This window comes from Polaromonas sp. P4_F9 (assembly GCF_056401235.1).
In genome coordinates this window covers 279,617-296,621 of record NZ_JBFUJT010000001.1, presented here as the reverse complement: position 1 = coordinate 296,621, position 17,005 = coordinate 279,617, and the positions used below count along the sequence as shown (strand labels likewise).

Annotated in this window: 18 protein-coding genes; 15 read left to right on the top strand and 3 right to left on the bottom strand. The window is 61.9% G+C overall.

Annotated features, from left to right (window positions below; all coding sequences use genetic code 11):
* Nucleotides 1–152: 152 nt before the first annotated feature.
* Entirely contained in the window at nucleotides 153–3,254 is a 3,102-nt protein-coding gene (locus AC1DUB_RS01425; RefSeq protein ID WP_477727972.1) for an Rne/Rng family ribonuclease, read from the bottom strand.
* A gap of 636 nt (nucleotides 3,255–3,890) precedes the next feature.
* Between AC1DUB_RS01425 and AC1DUB_RS01420 the strand changes: the two genes are divergently transcribed.
* The 4 genes from AC1DUB_RS01420 to AC1DUB_RS01405 are packed head-to-tail and all read left to right on the top strand — an operon-like array spanning nucleotide 3,891 to nucleotide 7,298.
* A complete protein-coding gene (locus tag AC1DUB_RS01420) occupies nucleotides 3,891–5,072 on the top strand; it encodes an RluA family pseudouridine synthase (RefSeq protein WP_477727971.1) in 1,182 nt (393 codons plus the stop codon).
* Between the two features lie 60 nt (nucleotides 5,073–5,132).
* Nucleotides 5,133–5,792 (top strand): HAD family hydrolase, encoded by a 660-nt coding sequence (locus tag AC1DUB_RS01415; RefSeq protein ID WP_477727970.1) that lies wholly within the window; start codon nucleotides 5,133–5,135, stop codon nucleotides 5,790–5,792.
* A 33-nt stretch (nucleotides 5,793–5,825) separates the two neighbouring features.
* Nucleotides 5,826–6,191, top strand: a complete 366-nt coding sequence (locus AC1DUB_RS01410; RefSeq protein ID WP_477727969.1) for a Rieske (2Fe-2S) protein — start codon at nucleotides 5,826–5,828, stop codon at nucleotides 6,189–6,191.
* A 21-nt stretch (nucleotides 6,192–6,212) separates the two neighbouring features.
* Nucleotides 6,213–7,298 (top strand): S49 family peptidase, encoded by a 1,086-nt coding sequence (locus tag AC1DUB_RS01405; protein ID WP_477720306.1) that lies wholly within the window; start codon nucleotides 6,213–6,215, stop codon nucleotides 7,296–7,298.
* 96 nt (nucleotides 7,299–7,394) lie between these two features.
* Here the strand turns inward: AC1DUB_RS01405 and AC1DUB_RS01400 are convergent, their stop codons facing one another.
* Entirely contained in the window at nucleotides 7,395–8,162 is a 768-nt protein-coding gene (locus AC1DUB_RS01400; protein ID WP_477727968.1) for an SAM-dependent methyltransferase, read from the bottom strand.
* Nucleotides 8,159–8,818: a Maf family nucleotide pyrophosphatase gene (locus AC1DUB_RS01395; RefSeq protein ID WP_477727967.1), complete on the bottom strand. Its 660-nt coding sequence runs from the start codon at nucleotides 8,816–8,818 to the stop codon at nucleotides 8,159–8,161. Before AC1DUB_RS01395 ends, AC1DUB_RS01400 begins: the two co-directional genes overlap by 4 nt.
* 115 nt (nucleotides 8,819–8,933) lie before the next feature.
* Here AC1DUB_RS01395 and AC1DUB_RS01390 point away from each other — a divergent pair, with 115 nt between their 5' ends.
* The 11 genes from AC1DUB_RS01390 (at nucleotide 8,934) to rpoE (ending at nucleotide 17,002) form a co-directional block, all read left to right on the top strand.
* Nucleotides 8,934–9,383, top strand: a complete 450-nt coding sequence (locus AC1DUB_RS01390; protein WP_477721947.1) for a YceD family protein — start codon at nucleotides 8,934–8,936, stop codon at nucleotides 9,381–9,383.
* Between the two features lie 232 nt (nucleotides 9,384–9,615).
* On the top strand, nucleotides 9,616–9,798 hold the full coding sequence (gene rpmF / locus AC1DUB_RS01385) for a 50S ribosomal protein L32 (RefSeq protein ID WP_007873878.1): 183 nt from the start codon (nucleotides 9,616–9,618) through the stop codon (nucleotides 9,796–9,798).
* Between the two features lie 84 nt (nucleotides 9,799–9,882).
* A complete protein-coding gene (gene plsX / locus AC1DUB_RS01380; RefSeq protein WP_477720302.1) occupies nucleotides 9,883–10,995 on the top strand; it encodes a phosphate acyltransferase PlsX in 1,113 nt (370 codons plus the stop codon).
* A 3-nt stretch (nucleotides 10,996–10,998) separates the two neighbouring features.
* The gene (locus AC1DUB_RS01375) at nucleotides 10,999–11,976 is read left to right on the top strand and encodes a beta-ketoacyl-ACP synthase III (RefSeq protein ID WP_477727966.1); all 978 of its coding nucleotides are present in this window, start codon (nucleotides 10,999–11,001) and stop codon (nucleotides 11,974–11,976) included.
* A 72-nt stretch (nucleotides 11,977–12,048) separates the two neighbouring features.
* Entirely contained in the window at nucleotides 12,049–12,366 is a 318-nt protein-coding gene (locus AC1DUB_RS01370; RefSeq protein WP_477727965.1) for a hypothetical protein, read from the top strand.
* Nucleotides 12,363–13,313, top strand: a complete 951-nt coding sequence (fabD, locus tag AC1DUB_RS01365) for an ACP S-malonyltransferase (RefSeq protein WP_477727964.1) — start codon at nucleotides 12,363–12,365, stop codon at nucleotides 13,311–13,313. The genes AC1DUB_RS01370 and fabD overlap by 4 nt, the downstream gene beginning before the upstream one ends.
* Nucleotides 13,310–14,056: a 3-oxoacyl-ACP reductase FabG gene (gene fabG / locus AC1DUB_RS01360; RefSeq protein ID WP_477727963.1), complete on the top strand. Its 747-nt coding sequence runs from the start codon at nucleotides 13,310–13,312 to the stop codon at nucleotides 14,054–14,056. The genes fabD and fabG overlap by 4 nt, the downstream gene beginning before the upstream one ends.
* Nucleotides 14,057–14,204: 148 nt before the next feature.
* A complete protein-coding gene (gene acpP / locus AC1DUB_RS01355) occupies nucleotides 14,205–14,444 on the top strand; it encodes an acyl carrier protein (RefSeq protein ID WP_011484542.1) in 240 nt (79 codons plus the stop codon).
* Between the two features lie 87 nt (nucleotides 14,445–14,531).
* Nucleotides 14,532–15,776 carry a beta-ketoacyl-ACP synthase II gene (fabF, locus tag AC1DUB_RS01350; protein ID WP_477720297.1) on the top strand — a complete coding sequence of 415 codons (1,245 nt, stop codon included), beginning with the start codon at nucleotides 14,532–14,534 and terminating at the stop codon, nucleotides 15,774–15,776.
* Nucleotides 15,777–15,830: 54 nt separating this feature from the next.
* On the top strand, nucleotides 15,831–16,370 hold the full coding sequence (locus tag AC1DUB_RS01345) for a hypothetical protein (protein ID WP_477727962.1): 540 nt from the start codon (nucleotides 15,831–15,833) through the stop codon (nucleotides 16,368–16,370).
* A complete protein-coding gene (rpoE, locus tag AC1DUB_RS01340; RefSeq protein ID WP_477720295.1) occupies nucleotides 16,367–17,002 on the top strand; it encodes an RNA polymerase sigma factor RpoE in 636 nt (211 codons plus the stop codon). The genes AC1DUB_RS01345 and rpoE overlap by 4 nt, the downstream gene beginning before the upstream one ends.
* The last annotated feature ends 3 nt before the right edge of the window (nucleotides 17,003–17,005 follow it).

Sequence of the window (17,005 nt, the reverse complement as noted above, 5' to 3'; positions counted from 1 at the left end):
GACTCTGCGGCCAGGCGCTGCTGTCTGTGCAGGGCGCAGCACAAAACTTCACGGAATACCGGCGCAAGAAGCTGGACAGGCAAAGTGGACAGGCAAAGAAAAGGCCCCGCGTGCGGGGCCTTTTTCATGGGGGGTGATTGCCCGTCAGTCCATCAGGCGGCCGGGTTTTCAAAGGGCAGCGTCATCGAGCCAAGATCGCGTTTGGTCTCCACCAGCACCAGTGGACCTTCATCGGAAACCGCCAGGGGTGGGCGCTCGCGCGGCACATGCAGCGGTTTGATTTCAGCTGCGATGGCGGCTTGCACCTCGGCAATCTTGGCCGCATCGGAGTTGACCCACTGCAGGCCTGAAGACTCGGCCACCTGGGCCAGGTCCTGCAGGGGCAGGGCGTAGGCCTGGACCTTGGGCAGCGTGATACCGGCTGCGGGCGCAGGTACCGGCACGGGCGCAGCCACTGGTGCGACAACAGCGACTGGCGCCGTGTAGGCAGGCGCGGGAGCCTGAGCCGGAACCGCAACTGGAACGGTTGCCGAAGGGGTCGTCGGTGCTACAAATGCAGCAGCGACTGGCGCACGCTCTTCCTGGGCTGGCACCTGATCTGGCGCTGAGCCGGCGGGTGCGGCGGCGCCCTCGGCGGGCTGCTCGCTGCGCTCGCCGTTTTCACCGCGCTCCTCGCCACGCTCGCGCCGGTCGCGGCCGTAGCGGTCGCGGCTGCGGCGTTCACGGGGCTGACGCTGCTCGTCTGCCGGGTTGACGCCCTGGCCGGTCTCGTCGAGTGCAGCGGCGGCCATAGGCGCGGCTTCAGCATTCACGAGGTTGCCAGCCGCCTCGGGGGCCGGGGCCGGGCCCTGGCCCTCGGTGCGCTCGCCGCGGCGGTCATTGCGGCGGCCACCGCGTTCACCACCCCGTTCGCCGCGTTCACGGCGGCCTTCGCCCCGTCCTTCGCGGCCGCCCTGCTGGCGGTCGCCGTCACGGCCGGCTTCCGGGGCGGGCCTGTCCTGGCCTTGCACGGCAGCATCGCCACCCATGGCTGCAGCCATGGCGGCCTGGTTGGCCAGTGCGAGGTCCTGCTCTACCGCATCGCGCGGGATGCGGTCCCCGCGTTCGCCGCGCTCGCGGCGGTTGCGGTCACCGCGACCTTCGCCGCGACCCTCACGCCCTTCACGGCTTTCGCCGCGGGGCTGGCCTTCGCCGCGATTTTCAGTGCGGGCTTCAGCGCGCACTTCGCCGGCGGGACGCTCCTGGCGTGCGCCTTCGCCGCGTGCTTCGGGACTGCGTTCACGGCGTTCGCCGCCGCGGCCCTCGGTACGGTCGCCACGGCCTTCGGGGCGGCCCTCCGGGCGAGCCTCGCCACGTCCTTCACCACGACTGCGACCACCACGGCGGCCATCGCGGCCACCGCGCTCTGAACGTTCACCTCGCTCGCCGCGTTCGCCACGTCCATCACGTCGTGCGTCGCCGCCACGCTCTTCTTTTTTCACTTCAATGGCAGGCGCAGCAGCCGGTGCCTCGGCGCCGCCGAACAGGCTCTTGATCCAGCCAAAGAAGCCTTTTTCGGCCGCCACGTGGGCGGGCGCTGCCGGCGCAGGGCGGGGTGCCACTTTGGCCGCAGGGGCTACCGGTTCGGGCTTGGGTGGGGCAATCGGCGCAGGCGCATCGGGCAGTACGCCCTTGATCACAGGTTCCTGCTTGTTGTGTTTTTCCTGGCTGCGGCGGGTCACCGTCGTCGGGTCTTCCACCTCGTCGGCCAGCTTGTAGCTCGCTTCGATATTGTCCAGGCGCGGATCGTCGTGCTTGAGGCGTTCCAGGCGGTAGTTCGGCGTCTCCAGTGTCTTGTTGGGAACCAGCAGCACATTGATGCGCTGCTTGAGCTCGATCTTGCCGATTTCGGAGCGTTTTTCGTTGAGCAGGAAAGACGCCACATCCACCGGCACCTGGCACAGCACCGAAGCCGTGCTGTCTTTCAGGGACTCTTCCTGGATGACGCGCAGGATCTGCAGTGCCGAGCTTTCCGTGTCGCGGATATGGCCGGAGCCGCCGCAGCGCGGGCAGGGAATCGATGCACCTTCCGACAAGGCAGGCCGCAGCCGTTGTCGGCTCATTTCCATCAGGCCGAATTTGCTGATGGTGCCGAACTGCACGCGTGCGCGGTCTTGCCGCAGCGCATCGCGCAGGCGGTTTTCCACATCGCGGCGGTTGCGCGACTCTTCCATGTCGATGAAGTCGATGACGATCAGGCCACCCAGGTCGCGCAGGCGCATCTGGCGCGCGACTTCGTCGGCGGCTTCCAGGTTGGTGCGCGTGGCGGTTTCTTCAATGTCGCCGCCCTTGATGGCGCGGGCCGAGTTGACGTCGACCGAGACCAGCGCTTCGGTGTGGTCGATCACGATGGCGCCGCCGGAAGGCAGTTGTACGGTGCGGGCGTAGGCCGATTCGATCTGGTGCTCGATCTGGAAGCGCGAGAACAGCGGTGCGTCATCGCGGTAGCGCTTGACGCGGTGCTCATGCTCGGGCATCACATGCGCCATGAACTGGCGGGCCTGCTCGTAGACGTCGTCGGTGTCGAACAGGATGTCGCCGATGTCGCTGTTGAAGTAGTCGCGGATGGCGCGGATCACCAGGCTGGATTCCTGGTAAATCAGGAAAGCGCCCTTGCCGCCCTTGCCGGCGCCATCGATGGCCGTCCAGAGCTTGAGCAGGTAGTTCAGGTCCCACTGCAGCTCAGGCGCGCTGCGGCCGATGCCCGCGGTGCGCGCGATGATGCTCATGCCGTTGGGGTACTCGAGCTGGTCCATCGCTTCCTTGAGCTCGGCCCGGTCGTCGCCTTCGATGCGGCGGCTCACGCCACCGCCGCGCGGGTTGTTGGGCATCAGGACCACATAGCGGCCGGCAAGCGACACGAACGTGGTCAGGGCTGCGCCCTTATTGCCGCGCTCTTCTTTTTCCACCTGGACCAGCAGCTCCTGGCCTTCGCGGATCACATCGTTGATGCGTGCCTGGCTGACCGGCACGCCTTGCGCAAAGTATTGCTTGGAGATTTCCTTGAACGGCAGGAAGCCGTGGCGGTCTTCACCGTAGTCGACAAAACAGGCTTCCAGCGAAGGCTCGACGCGGGTGACGACGGCCTTGTAGATGTTGCCCTTGCGCTGTTCGCGCCCTTCAATTTCAATTTCGTAGTCGAGGAGTTTTTGTCCATCGACAATCGCCAGACGGCGTTCTTCTGCCTGTGTGGCATTTACCAGCATCCGTTTCATGGGTAGCTTTCCTTATCGTTCTTCGTTTTGATGTCATGTCTCGAACATCAATCACATGCCCAAAATGGGCTAACGACGCCGGAGGGACGCAGTGCGAACGTGGGGAATTGCCGGAGAGCTTTTGACCGCACCCTGGCCGACTGAAAAATCAGTCAGCGAAGTGGTCTGGGCGTAGGCGCGTGGATGGAGTGAGCAGGGGTCAAACAGGTGCTTGCCACAAAATATGTAGCGGCTTGCGCCCACTGGACAATGGATGGAGGCTGATTTATGCCAAAAAGCAGGGCCCCAAGGCGCCGCAGGCATATATTTATCAGACTGACCCATGTTGTCATCAGAAGGCTACCCGTTAAAGGACTTGATCTCAGCTGGATCCGCATACAGCCTGTTGTGCACGATGATTGGCGTGACTTGGGCTGAATGCATGGTATTCCGTAGTTGTATTCGCAAAACGCCGACTCGTCTGCACGGTAATCCGCTCGCCGCGAGGTGCCTGGCACTCGTCGCTTGCGGGCAATTGCCTGCAGGGCATCGACCTTCCAGCGGGGCTGTAGGCGGCTTGTTAACAAGCCTTTTGATGGGCTCCGGACTTGGGTGGACTAAACTCCAGACAAATCAACCACTTACAGCATATCGCTAGTGAAACACATTATAGGGGTAGCGGCAGGCAAGGCAAGGAGACCGGTTAAAGCACCGGTCCGCGCGCTTGTTGCCGCCTCCCAACCCAGGCCCCAGACCCCGTCCCGTCCCGTCGTTCGCGAGGTGGCAGCCCCGGCGCAGCCCCAGGCGACGCTGGTCATGGTCGATGAAGACTACGCCGGCCAGCGGCTCGACAACTTCCTGATCCGCCAGCTCAAGGGCGTGCCCAAAACCCATGTTTACCGCATCATTCGCAGCGGCGAGGTGCGGGTCAACAAGGGCAGGGCGCAGGCCGACACCCGCCTCGAGGCTGGCGACGTGGTCCGCCTGCCGCCGGTGCGGACCTCGGAGCGGGCTGACCAGAAGGCCCACGCCATGGCCGAGGAGGTGGCGCGCCACGGTGCCAGCTCCACCGTCGGCGGGTATGCGCCCTCGCGGGAGTTTCCGGTTCTTTTCGAGGATGACTTCCTGCTGGCCATCGACAAACCGGCCGGCGTGGCCGTGCACGGCGGCAGCGGTGTGAGCTTTGGGGTGATTGAGCAATTGCGCATGGCCCGGCCGGAGGCGGATTTCCTGGAACTGGTGCACCGGCTGGACCGGGAAACCAGCGGCATCCTGCTGATCGCCAAGCGCCGCATGGCCCTGAAACTGCTGCAGGAGCAATTCCGCGAGCGCGAAACCGACAAGATTTACCTGGCGCTGGTGAGCGGCAACTGGCCTGCCAATCACCGCGTGATCGACAAGGCGCTGCACAAATACCTGTTGCCCGGCGGCGCTGGTGAAGGCGAACGGCGCGTCAAGGTGGTGCCCAATGACCATCCCGACGGCATGCGCTCGGTCACGCTGGTCAAGGTAAAGTCCGCCTTTGCGGCCTTTCCCGCGGCCCCGGGCACCCCGTTTACCCTGCTCGAAGTCACCATCAAGACCGGCCGCACGCACCAGATTCGCGTGCACCTGGCCAACGAGGGCCATCCGATTGCGGGGGATGATAAATACGGCGACTTTGAGCTGAACAAGTCCCTGCAGAAGTCCGTCGCCGGGGGCGCGCCCCTCAAGCGCATGTTCCTGCATGCCTGGAGCCTGAAATTCAACCACCCCAAGACACGCAAGACCATTCACCTGGAAACCCCCTTGCCCGACGAGCTGCAGCAGTTCCTGTCGCTCCGGCCCCAGGGCACCTGAGAACCGTGACGCTATGGCCCCAGCCCTGCAGGGCGTGCCGGGGCCAGCGACAATCAGGGCATGCACACCCGAAATTTTGACCTGATCGCCTTTGACTGGGACGGCACGCTGTTCGATTCCACCAGCATCATCGTGCGCTGCATCCAGGCCGCGGTGCGTGATGTGGGCGGCACCGTGCCCACCGACCAGGCGGCCGCCTATGTGATCGGCTTGGGCCTGATGCAGGCGCTGGCCTATGCGGCTCCGGATGTACCCGCTGAAAAATACCCCGAGCTGGGCGCCCGTTACCGCCACCATTACGCTGCCCACTACGACGACCTGATCCTCTTTGACGGCGTGTTGCCGATGCTGAATGCCCTCAAGGCGCGCGGCTTCCGGCTGGCGGTGGCCACCGGAAAATCCCGGCGCGGGCTGGATGAGGCGCTGCGGAGCGCGGAACTCAAGGGCATGTTTCACGGCTCGCGCACGGCCGACGAGACGGCCGGCAAGCCCGACCCGCGGATGCTGCATGAGCTAATGGAGGAATTCGGCTGCACGTCTCAGCGGATGCTGATGGTGGGCGACACCACGCACGATCTGCAGATGGCGCTCAATGCGGCCTGCCCCAGTGTGGGGGTGAGCTACGGCGCGCACGAACCCGATGCCTTCACGGCCCTGGCGCCGCGCCACGTGGCCCATTCGGTGCAGGATCTCCATGACTGGCTGCTGGCCAATGGCTAGTAATGGCTAGTACCAGCGACTGAAGGGCTTCCCATGGATGAGCTGTTACCCCTGTGCAATGCCAGCGACCTGGTCGAAGGCGGGGAGGCAGTGCCCTTCGATATCAACTATGCGGGCCAGACCTGCCGGGCTTTTGCCATCCGTTACGAGGGTCTGCCGCGTGCTTACCTGAACCGCTGCACGCATGTGGCCATGGAACTCGACTGGCAGCCCAACCAGGTGTTTGACGACAGCGGACAATGGCTGCTGTGCGCCAGCCATGGTGCGGCTTACCGGCCCGATACCGGTCAGTGTGCAGGCGGCCCCTGCCAGGGCGGGTTGATCAAAATCACGCTTTCGGAAAATGACGGGGTTGTTTATTGGCATTCCGCTTACAACCTCAGACCGGTACAGTTCTAATACTTCTCTAAACTAGCGACCATGAACGAATCCAACCGCCCCGACAATCCGAACGACACCTCCCCTGATCTCCTGCGGGAGTCGGATTTCAGGCCGAACCAGCCGGAGTCCCGTCCTTATCCGGAAGATCGTGCTCCTGAAGCGGGAGCGAAAAAAGCCCTTCAGGCCGACCCGTCCCTGGCTCCCGGCTGGGAGCGCGCAACGCTGGAGAAGCTGGCGTTTGCATCGCTCAATGAGCAAAAAGCTGCCCGCCGCTGGAAAGCCTTTGTGCGCCTGTCCTGGCTGGCGTTTTTCATCGTGCTGGTGTGGATGCTCCTGCACCGCGGTACCCCCGCCACCGATGCGGCCGCGCCGCACACGGCCGTGGTGGAGATCAAGGGTGAAATCGCCGCCGGCGCCGACGCCAGTGCCGAGTTTGTCAATGCGGCGCTGCGTGCCGCGTTTGAAGACGATGGCGCCAAGGCCGTGGTGCTGCTGATCAACTCACCGGGGGGTAGCCCCGTGCAGGCCGGCATGATGAATGACGAAATCCTGCGCCTCAAGATCAAGCACAAGAAGCCGGTTTATGCCGTGGTGGAAGAAACCTGTGCATCGGCAGCTTATTACATCGCGGTGGCGGCCGACAAGATTTACGTCGACAAGGCCAGCATTGTCGGCAGCATCGGCGTGTTGATGGACGGCTTTGGTTTCACTGGCCTGATGGACAAGCTGGGCGTGGAACGCCGGCTGTTGACGGCCGGTGAGAACAAGGGCTTTCTGGACCCCTTCAGCCCGCAGAGCGACAAGCAGCGCGTGTATGCGCAGGCCATGCTGGACCAGATCCACCAGCAGTTCATCACGGTGGTGAAAGCCGGCCGCGGCAAGCGCCTCAAGGAAATGCCGGAGATGTTCAGCGGCCTGTTCTGGAGCGGCCAGCAGGCGGTGGAGCTGGGTTTGGCTGACCAGCTGGGCGGCCTGGAGTATGTGGCGCGCGAGGTGGTCAAGGCCGAGGAAATCATCGACTACACGCGCCGCGAGAATGTGGCCGAGCGCCTGGCCAAGAAGTTTGGCGCGGCCATGGGCGAAGGTGCCATGAAGGCCTTCAAGGTCATCCCTGCCATTCGTTAGGCGCCTTTTCGGATCACGCAGCGCCAAAAAACAGCAGCACCCCAAAATCAAAAAGCCCGCATTGCGGGCTTTTTTTTGGGCTGCCCCAGATGTTTCTCAGCGGCCTATGCAAAAAACCGTGGGCAGATCCAGCGGCAGGACTGGTTTGTCGCGTTTCCAGCCGCTGGCCTGCATGCTGCGCGACGAGGCCTTGTCCAGCGTCAGGCCGCAGCTCAGTGCCAGCCGCGTATTGCCCTGCAGCGTCTGCAGCAGCGCCTGCAGCAGGGCCGCATTGCGGTAGGGCGTTTCAATAAAAAGCTGGGTCTGGCCGGTTTTCAGGGCCAGCGACTCCAGTTCGCGGATGCGCTGGGTCCGCTCGCCGCCGTCCTGCGGCAAATACCCGACAAACGCAAAGTTCTGGCCATTGAGGCCGCTCGCCGCCAGCGCCAGCATCAGCGACATGGGGCCTGTCAGCGGCACCACCTGCAGCCCGAGGTCATGCGCTGCGCGCACCACTGATGAGCCCGGGTCGGCGATCGCCGGCATGCCGGCTTCACTGACCAGGCCCATGTCGTGGCCCTCCATCGCGGCCATGAGCAGCGGCCGCGCATCAAAGTTGCCGGTGTGATCACCCTTCTTGTGGACCTCACGCGGCAGCTCCTGAATTTGTAGCGACTGCAGCGGGTGCGCCAGGGGGTGCTGTTCGTTGATGCGCTTCAGGTAAGCGCGGGTGCTTTTGGCGTTCTCGCAAATCCAGCAGGACAGCCGGGCTGCGACCTGCAGCGTGCCCGAGGGCATCACGTCCTGAAGCGGAGCCTGGGTGTCGCAGCCGAAATCAAGCGGCGCGGGCACCAGGTAAAGCCGACCTTTCATGGCGCCGCTCATCGCTGTGCCCCGCTGCCGGTGAGCAGGGCCACACCGGCCGCCTGGATCATTTTGCAGGTACGTATCAGCGGCAGGCCGACCAGTGCGGTCGGGTCGTCGTTGTCAATCGATTCGAGCAGCGCGATGCCCAGCCCTTCGCTTTTTGCGCTGCCGGCACAGTCATAAGGCTGCTCGGCGCGCAGATAGTTTTCAATCTCCGCATCGCTCAGGTCCCGAAATGTCACCCGCACGGCCGCCAGGCTGCTTTGCTCGAACCCGCTTTCCAGGCACACCACGGCCACCGCCGTTTGAAACACCACGGTTTGCCCTCGCATCTGACGCAGTTGTGCAACCGCCCGTTCGTGGGTGCCTGGTTTGCCCAGCGGCAGGCCGTTCAGGTCGGCCACCTGGTCGGAACCGATCACCACCGCATGGGGAAAATTGCGAGYCACCGCGCGTGCCTTGGCGAGTGCCAGACGTTCAGCCAGCAGGCGGGGCGTTTCGCCGGGCAGCGGTGTCTCATCAACGTCGGGAGTTGCCACCTCAAACGGGAGGTGCAGGCGCTGCAGCAGTTCGCGGCGATAGGGCGAGGTCGAGCCCAGCACCAGTGGGCGGCTTGTGGGCGCAAGGGCCGTGGCTGCCGTTGATGCGGCGACCGGGTTGGAGGCAGAGTTCATGCTCCGATTCTCTTACACTGCACCCATGTCCAGATCTCTTCAAGCCCACCGGCTCAACATGCAAGCTTTCGCCCAGGATGGTGTGCCGCTTGTCGAAACCACTTTGCTACAAAATATGAAGCGCCTTGTGGAGGAAACACAAGGGCTGGAGCCTGAGTCAGTTATAAAGTGGGAGGCTCGGGCGGAGCTGCGGCCACGCCCGGGGGCTGATGACGAGGTCTGGCTGCACCTGCAAGCGCAAGCGGATGTGCCGCTGACCTGCCAGCGTTGCATGGGGGCGGTGGTCACCCCTGTCCAGGTGGATCAGTGGTACCGTTTTGTTGCCAACGAAGACATTGCGATGGCCGAGGACGATCAGTCCGAAGAAGACCTGCTGGTGATGGAGCCGCAATTCGATTTGCTGGCGGTGCTTGAAGACGAGTTGTTGATGGCGTTGCCACTGGTGCCCATGCATGGCGAATGCCCGGTGGCTCCCAAGCTGCAGGCTGGTGAGGCTGACGTCGCCGACGAATCTGGCCAGAAGCCCAATCCTTTCGCTGTGCTGGCGCAGCTCAAGAAAAAGTAATAAATTTGTATTAGATTTCGCGTTTGCAGCAGCGGGAATTCACTGGAATGATGCGCCGCCACGGAATTGCCGGGCGGGGTGATGGCCAAAATTGCCGGTATCGCGCTATAATCAAAGGCTTCGCGTGCCAATGTAGTGATGCGGCCCTGTAGACCAACATACAGGCCCAGCTACCTGAATTCAAAAATCTGGCGCGTAATTTACCAACCCTATACCCCCTCAGGAGCGGATCATGGCCGTCCAGCAGAACAAAAAGTCACCTTCCAAGCGCGGCATGCACCGCTCGCACAACGCACTCACCGTGCCAGGCATCGCTGTGGAATCCACCACGGGCGAAACCCACCTGCGCCACCACATCAGCCCGACCGGTTTTTACCGTGGCCGCAAGGTGCTGAAAACCAAATCCGAAGCGTAATTTCGCGCTTGATGTACTGGCCCGCACTGATACTGCGGGCCTTTCTTTTGTCCATAATTCAATTTTGACTGCGCCGGTCTTTTCATGATCAGGATCGCTGTCGATGCCATGGGTGGGGATGTTGGCCCGGACGTGACCGTTCCCGCCAGCCTGGCCTTTTTGAGCGGCCACCCGGAAGCCTCGGTGGTGCTGGTGGGTCAGCCAGACGTTCTGGCGGCGCACCCGCAATACGCCCTGCTGCAATCGCATCCCCGCTGTCAAATCGTTGCCGCCAGCGAGATCGTCACCATGGACGATCCAATCGAAATCGCATTGCGGCGAAAAAAGAACTCGTCCATGCGGGTGGCCATGAACCAGGTCAAGGACGGTGTCGCCCAGGCCGCTGTTTCGGCCGGCAACACCGGCGCACTGATGGCCATTGCCCGCTACGTGCTGAAAACCATGGAGGGCATCGACCGGCCCGCGATTGCGACACAGCTGCCCAATGCCGCTGGCGGCGCCACCACCGTGCTGGACCTCGGCGCCAACGTGGATTGCACGGCCGACCATTTGCTGCAGTTTGCGGTCATGGGTTCAGCCCTGGTGGCTGCCATTTCCGGTAAACCCGCGCCTAGCGTTGGACTGCTCAATATCGGTGAAGAGGCGATAAAAGGCAGTGAAACCATTAAAAAGGCCGGTGAATTGCTGCGATCTGCCTCTATTTCCGGTGATCTCAATTTTTACGGAAATGTTGAAGGCAACGATATTTTCAAGGGCACAACCGATATCGTGGTGTGCGATGGCTTTGTCGGCAATGTGGCACTGAAAGCCAGCGAGGGGCTGGCGAGCATGATCGGTGGCTTCATCAAGGCTGAGTTTTCACGCAATATTTTGACGAAATGCGCGGCAATTGTGGCCTATCCTGTGCTAACTGCATTTAAAAACCGGGTAGACCACAGGCGTTACAACGGCGCCGCATTGCTGGGCCTGCAAGGCCTGGTTTTCAAAAGCCATGGATCCGCAGATGCCTTTGCTTTTGAGAGGGCGCTGAATCGGGCTTATGATGCGGCTCGTAACAATTTGCTGGAGAGAGTTCGCGAACGCATCGCCCATGCCGCCCCCTTGTTGGTGGCGGGGCAGCCGGCACCGGCCAACAATGGCGTGCCTGCGGTTTCTTCGATGGCAGTTGACCCAGCAGTCCCAACAGCGGCACACTAATCAATGACCCGTTATTCACGCATCACTGGCACCGGTAGTTATTTGCCACCGCGCCGACTGACCAATGCCGAGCTGGCCGCCGAGCTGGCCACCAAGGGCGTTGAAACTTCCGACGAATGGATTGTGGAGCGCACCGGTATCCGGGCGCGCCATTTCGCCGCACCCGATGTGTCCAGCAGCGACCTCGCCGTGAAAGCTGCCCGGCACGCGCTCGAGGCTGCAGGCCGTCAGGCGTCCGACATCGACCTGATCATCGTTGCAACGTCGACGCCAGACATGGTGTTTCCCTCTGCCGCATGCATTGTGCAGAACAAACTCGGCATTGCCGGTTGCCCGGCCTTTGATGTCCAGGCGGTTTGCAGTGGATTTGTTTATGCGTTGACCGTGGCCGATGCGTTGATCAAAACCGGCTCGGCCACCAAGGCGCTGGTGATTGGCGCGGAAGTGTTCTCGCGCATTCTGGATTTTTCCGACAGGACCACCTGCGTGCTGTTTGGCGATGGTGCTGGCGCCGTGGTGCTGGAAGCGTCGGAGACGCCGGGTATCCTCGCCAGCGATCTGCATGCTGACGGCAAGCATGTCGGCATCCTGTGCGTGCCGGGCAATGTGTCGGGCGGCAAGGTGCTGGGCGATCCCTTCCTCAAAATGGACGGGCAGGCTGTGTTCAAACTGGCCGTGGGTGTACTTGAAAGTGCGGCCCGGGCCGCGCTGGCCAAGGCCAATTTGCTGGATACGGACATCGACTGGCTGATTCCGCATCAGGCCAACATCCGCATCATGCATAGCACTGCGAAGAAGCTGAAGGTGCCCCTGGAAAAGCTGATCGTCACGGTAGACGAGCATGGCAACACCTCGGCTGCATCCATCCCGCTGGCACTGGATGCGTCCGTGCGCAGCGGCAAGGTGAAAAAAGGTGACACCCTCATGCTCGAAGGCGTGGGCGGCGGCTTTACCTGGGGTGCAGTGCTTCTCAACTATTGAGATGGCTGTCTGTATTTCCCGGCCAGCTTCTGACAGACAGGTGGCCACTTGAGTCTCAGACCGTCAGGCCGTGTGGATGCCATTGCAATCCTGCTGCTGGTGGCGGCCTTCGTCCTGACCGGCTGGAAAATCTTCAACCGCCTGCCTGCCGTCAGCTATGCGGTGGCACCGCAGCAGGCGGTGTTGTCAGGCGCTCCCCTGAAAGCCCTGCCGGTCGCAAGCCTGCCACCGCGGCAGCGTTCACCGGACGGCCGTTTCCGCTTCGAAAATCGCGGGCCGCATGGCGGCGGGTGGGGTGGGGCGTGCGCGACCGGTTGCCGTCCTGATGGGTTTCATAGAATGGCGGGCGCTGACAGGGTTCGCCGCTTGATAACTGGAGTAATTATTTGAAATCGTTCGCTATTGTTTTTCCCGGTCAGGGTTCGCAGTCGGTGGGCATGTTGGACGCCTGGGGCGACCATGCTGTCGTCCGGCAAACACTCATCGAAGCATCGGATGCCCTGGATCAGGATATCGGCCAGCTGATCAAGGACGGCCCCAAAGAGGCCCTGGCCCTGACGACCAACACCCAGCCGGTGATGCTGGTGGCGGGTGTGGCCGCCTACCGGGCGTGGATGGCGGAAACCGGCACGGCGCCGGCCGCCGTGGCTGGCCATTCGCTGGGCGAATATTCTGCGCTGGTGGCTGCGGGGGTGCTGTCCCTGGCGCAGGCCGCGCCGCTGGTGCGCTTTCGCGCTCAGGCCATGCAGGACGCCGTGCCCGTGGGTGTGGGTGCAATGGCGGCCATTCTGGGCATGGACGCAGCCAGGGTCATTGAAGGCTGTGCCGAGGCGGTCCGCACCTTCGGGCTCAATACCGACGAGGTGGTGGAAGCCGTCAATTTCAACGACCCCCTGCAAACCGTCATTGCGGGCAGCAAGGCTGCGGTGGACAAGGCGTGCGAGGTGCTGAAAGCCAACGGCGCGAAGCGGGCCTTGCCCCTGCCAGTGTCGGCGCCGTTTCATTCGAGCCTGATGAAACCGGCCGCCGAGAAACTCAGGGAAAAACTCGCTGCCATCGATTTCGCGGCCCCGCAGATTCCCGTCATCAACAATATCGACGTGGCGGTAGAGACGGATGTCGATCGCATTCGCGCGGCGCTTTATGAGCAGGCTTTCGGGCCGGTGCGTTGGGTCGAGTGTGTCCAGGCCATCAAGGCGCGCGGGTTGACGACGGTTGTCGAGTGCGGGCCGGGCAAGGTGCTGGCCGGCATGGTCAAAAGAATAGACCCGGAATTGACGGGCGTGCCCCTGTTTGACCCGGCCTCAATGGCAGACGTGAAGGAGATGCTGGCATGAATGAAGTCAAGTTTGAAGGACAGGTTGCGCTGGTCACCGGTGCGTCGCGCGGCATAGGCGCCGCCATTGCGCTGGAGCTGGCCCAGAAGGGCCTGAAGGTCATCGGTACGGCCACCAGTGACGAAGGTGCGGCCAAAATCAGCCAGGTCCTTGCCGCTTTCCCCGGCTGTGCCGGCAAGAACCTGAATGTGAATGATGCTGCGGCGGCCGAGGCGTTGATAGACAGCATCGTCCGGGAACACGGCGGCTTGCAGGTGCTGGTCAACAATGCCGGAATCACGCGTGACATGCTGGCCATGCGCCTGAAGGACGACGACTGGGATGCGGTGCTCGACACCAATCTCAAGGCGGTGTTTCGCATGAGCCGCGCCGTGATGCGCATCATGATGAAGCAGCGTTATGGCCGCATCATCAGCATTACGTCGGTGGTGGGTGCATCAGGCAACGCGGGGCAGTCCAATTACGCCGCCGCCAAGGCGGGTGTGGCAGGCATGACACGTGCATTGGCGCGCGAACTGGGCTCGCGCAACATCACGGTCAACTGCGTGGCGCCGGGCTTTATCGAGACCGACATGACAGCAAGCCTGCCTGAAGAGCAGCAAAAAGCGCTGCTGGGGCAAATTCCGCTGGGCCATCTCGGCAAGCCGCAGGATATTGCGCATGCTGTGGCTTTTTTGGCCAGTCCGCAAGCGGCCTACATCACAGGGCAGGAAATTCATGTCAACGGCGGCATGTATATGTAGCCGCTCAGTCTGCCTCATGAGGCGCATGGGTTGACGGTGGTAAAACACATCAAATCGGGGCCGGTTTTTATCCGTCCGGCCTGATGCTTAGGGAAACGACCCTAACGCGGTAAAATCACGGATTAATTTACAACCCTCAGAGGGAACTATGAGCGATATCGAAGCACGTGTTAAGAAAATCATTGCCGAGCAACTTGGCGTTGAAGAAGGTCAAGTCACCAGTGAAAAAGCCTTTGTGGCCGATCTCGGCGCTGACTCGCTTGACACCGTAGAACTGGTTATGGCTCTGGAAGACGAGTTTGGCATTGAGATTCCCGACGAAGATGCCGAGAAAATCACCACCGTCCAGAATGCGATTGACTACGCCAACACCCATCAAAAGGCTTGAGGCCCAAGGTTCCAGACCTTTGCCTTTGCCGTCATTCAACCTGAAAGGCCGTTCAGGGTCTTTTCGGGTTTTTTTCAGGATTACTGAATGAGCCGTCGTCGTGTCGTTGTGACAGGTTTGGGTTGCGTCAGCCCGGTAGGTAATACCGTCGCTGATTCGTGGGCCAATTTGCTTGCCGGAACTCCCGGCATTGACCTGATCACGCAATTTGATGCAAGCAACTTTGCCTGCAAGTTCGCGGGTGAGGTGAAGGGCTTCAAGATCGAGGATTACATCCCCGAGAAGGAAGCCCGGCACATGGACCGCTTCATTCACCTGGGCCTGGCTGCGGCGTTCCAGGCGGTCGCTGACAGTGGCTTGCCTACCGGCGATGCGCTCGGCGACGAGCTGGCTACCCGCATTGGTTGCAACATCGGCTCGGGCATCGGCGGTTTGCCGATGATCGAGCAGACGCATGCCGAGCTGGTGAATCGCGGCCCACGTCGCGTTTCCCCGTTTTTTGTGCCGGCGTCGATCATCAACATGATTTCCGGCCATGTGTCGATCAAGTTTGGCTTCAAGGGGCCCAACATCGCGGTTGTCACGGCATGCACCACCGGCCTTCATGCCATTGGCCTGTCAGCCCGCATGATCGAATACGGCGACTGCGACGTCATGATTGCCGGCGGTGCTGAAGCGACGGTGTCGCCTTTGGGTGTGGGCGGCTTTGCCGCAGCCCGCGCGCTGTCAACCCGCAATGAGGACCCCAAGACCGCTTCACGTCCCTGGGACAAGGACCGCGACGGCTTTGTACTGGGCGAGGGCAGTGGTGTTCTGGTGCTCGAGGAGTACGAGCATGCGAAGGCGCGCGGCGCAAAGATTTATGCTGAAGTCATCGGTTTCGGCATGAGCGCTGACGCCTATCACATGACCGCACCCGACATCAACGGGCCGTGCCGTTCCATGACCATGGCATTGAAGAATGCAGGCGTCAACGCCGATCAGGTTCAGTACCTCAACGCGCATGGAACTTCCACGCCGCTGGGCGACCTGAACGAGACCAACGCCATCAAGGCGGCATTTGGCAGCCATGCGAAGAACATGGTGGTCAGTTCGACCAAATCGATGACAGGCCATCTGCTGGGCGGCGCCGGTGGCATTGAGTCGGTGTTCACCGTGCTGGCATTGCATCACCAGAAGATCCCCCCCACCATCAACATTTTCAACCAGGATCCCGAGTGCGACCTGGACTACTGCGCCAACGTGGCGCGCGACGCCAACATTGAAATTGCGGTGAAAAACAATTTTGGATTCGGCGGCACCAACGGTACGCTGGTTTTCAAGCGCGCCTGACGTCGCCCTGTTTCCACCTTTTCAAGCACGCGCCCAAGCACCGCACTGACTGTCTTGATCACCCACAACGCCCCGCCGGTTGTCTATCCGCTGGGGCGTTCGCGTTTTCAGGGCTGGCTATTGCTGGGTCTGTGGCTGGCGGGTGTGTTGCTGGTTTTATTTTGGTTTCACCTTGTCCGTCAATCTGGTTGGCGGATGGCACTGGTCGTTGCAGCGGTATGCGGTGCGGGCGCCCTGGCATGGGTTGGCTGGAAAAAAGTACCCTCTGGCCGGCTGGCATGGGACGGCGAGGTGTGGCACTGGGAAAGCCAGGCTTACCAGGCGGGCGTTGCCGGGTACGAACTCTCGGTGATTGCTGATTTCCAGCACATGCTACTGCTCCGGCTTCAGAATCCGGCGCGTGCCGGACTCTGGCTTTGGGCGGAGCGAAGGGTGTTGCCAGAGCGCTGGCTGGACCTGCGCCGGGCGGTATATTCCCCGCACAAGCCGGCAGGCTCTTCCCGCTCATTGGACGGGATGCCTGCAGAGCCGCTGCCGGCTGTGGCAGTATCGGGCCATGAGTTTCCTGTTGATGCCACACGGATAAAGCCATGACTGAGGACCTGACACCCCGGCAATCCGAAAAAGCGGCTGACAGCGACGCCATGCTGGTCGAGCGCGCCGTGGCCGGGGACCAAAAGGCCTTTGAGCTGCTGGTGATCAAGTACCAGCGCCGCATTCAGCGCCTCATAGGGCGCATGGTGCGCGATGTGGATCTGGTGGAAGACATCGCCCAGGAGACGTTTATCAGGGCTTACCGGGCCTTGGCGCAGTTCAGGGGCGAAGCCCAGTTCTACACCTGGCTCTACCGGATCGCGGTCAACACCGCCAAAAAAGCCCTGATGGATCTCAAGCGGGATCCCACCGTTTCCGAAAATTCCTTTAAATCCGGAGAGGACGATGAAACTTCCCCGCTGGAAAACGAACTAACTAGCTCGGAAACGCCGGATGCCGTGTTGGCAAGCAAGGAAATTGCGGAAATGGTCAACGCGGCTATGGAGGCCTTGCCGGAAGAGCTTCGTCAGGCCATCACCTTGCGCGAAATCGAAGGGTTGAGCTATGAAGAAATCTCGGAGGCCATGAATTGCCCCATTGGCACAGTGCGGTCCCGTATTTTCAGGGCGCGTGAAGCGATCTCTGGGAAAGTCAAGCCCTTGCTGGAAAACCAGTCAGGCAAGCGCTGGTGATGC

Coding starts and splice junctions, on each gene's coding strand:
- rpoE (WP_477720295.1), top strand. CDS start 16,367: ATGACTGAGGACCTGACACCCCGGCAATCCGAAAAAGCGGCTGACAGC.
- AC1DUB_RS01415 (WP_477727970.1), top strand. CDS start 5,133: ATGCACACCCGAAATTTTGACCTGATCGCCTTTGACTGGGACGGCACG.
- plsX (WP_477720302.1), top strand. CDS start 9,883: ATGATCAGGATCGCTGTCGATGCCATGGGTGGGGATGTTGGCCCGGAC.
- fabF (WP_477720297.1), top strand. CDS start 14,532: ATGAGCCGTCGTCGTGTCGTTGTGACAGGTTTGGGTTGCGTCAGCCCG.
- fabG (WP_477727963.1), top strand. CDS start 13,310: ATGAATGAAGTCAAGTTTGAAGGACAGGTTGCGCTGGTCACCGGTGCG.
- AC1DUB_RS01425 (WP_477727972.1), bottom strand. CDS start 3,254: ATGAAACGGATGCTGGTAAATGCCACACAGGCAGAAGAACGCCGTCTG.
- AC1DUB_RS01410 (WP_477727969.1), top strand. CDS start 5,826: ATGGATGAGCTGTTACCCCTGTGCAATGCCAGCGACCTGGTCGAAGGC.
- AC1DUB_RS01400 (WP_477727968.1), bottom strand. CDS start 8,162: ATGAGCGGCGCCATGAAAGGTCGGCTTTACCTGGTGCCCGCGCCGCTT.
- rpmF (WP_007873878.1), top strand. CDS start 9,616: ATGGCCGTCCAGCAGAACAAAAAGTCACCTTCCAAGCGCGGCATGCAC.
- AC1DUB_RS01375 (WP_477727966.1), top strand. CDS start 10,999: ATGACCCGTTATTCACGCATCACTGGCACCGGTAGTTATTTGCCACCG.
- AC1DUB_RS01405 (WP_477720306.1), top strand. CDS start 6,213: ATGAACGAATCCAACCGCCCCGACAATCCGAACGACACCTCCCCTGAT.
- AC1DUB_RS01390 (WP_477721947.1), top strand. CDS start 8,934: ATGAAGCGCCTTGTGGAGGAAACACAAGGGCTGGAGCCTGAGTCAGTT.
- acpP (WP_011484542.1), top strand. CDS start 14,205: ATGAGCGATATCGAAGCACGTGTTAAGAAAATCATTGCCGAGCAACTT.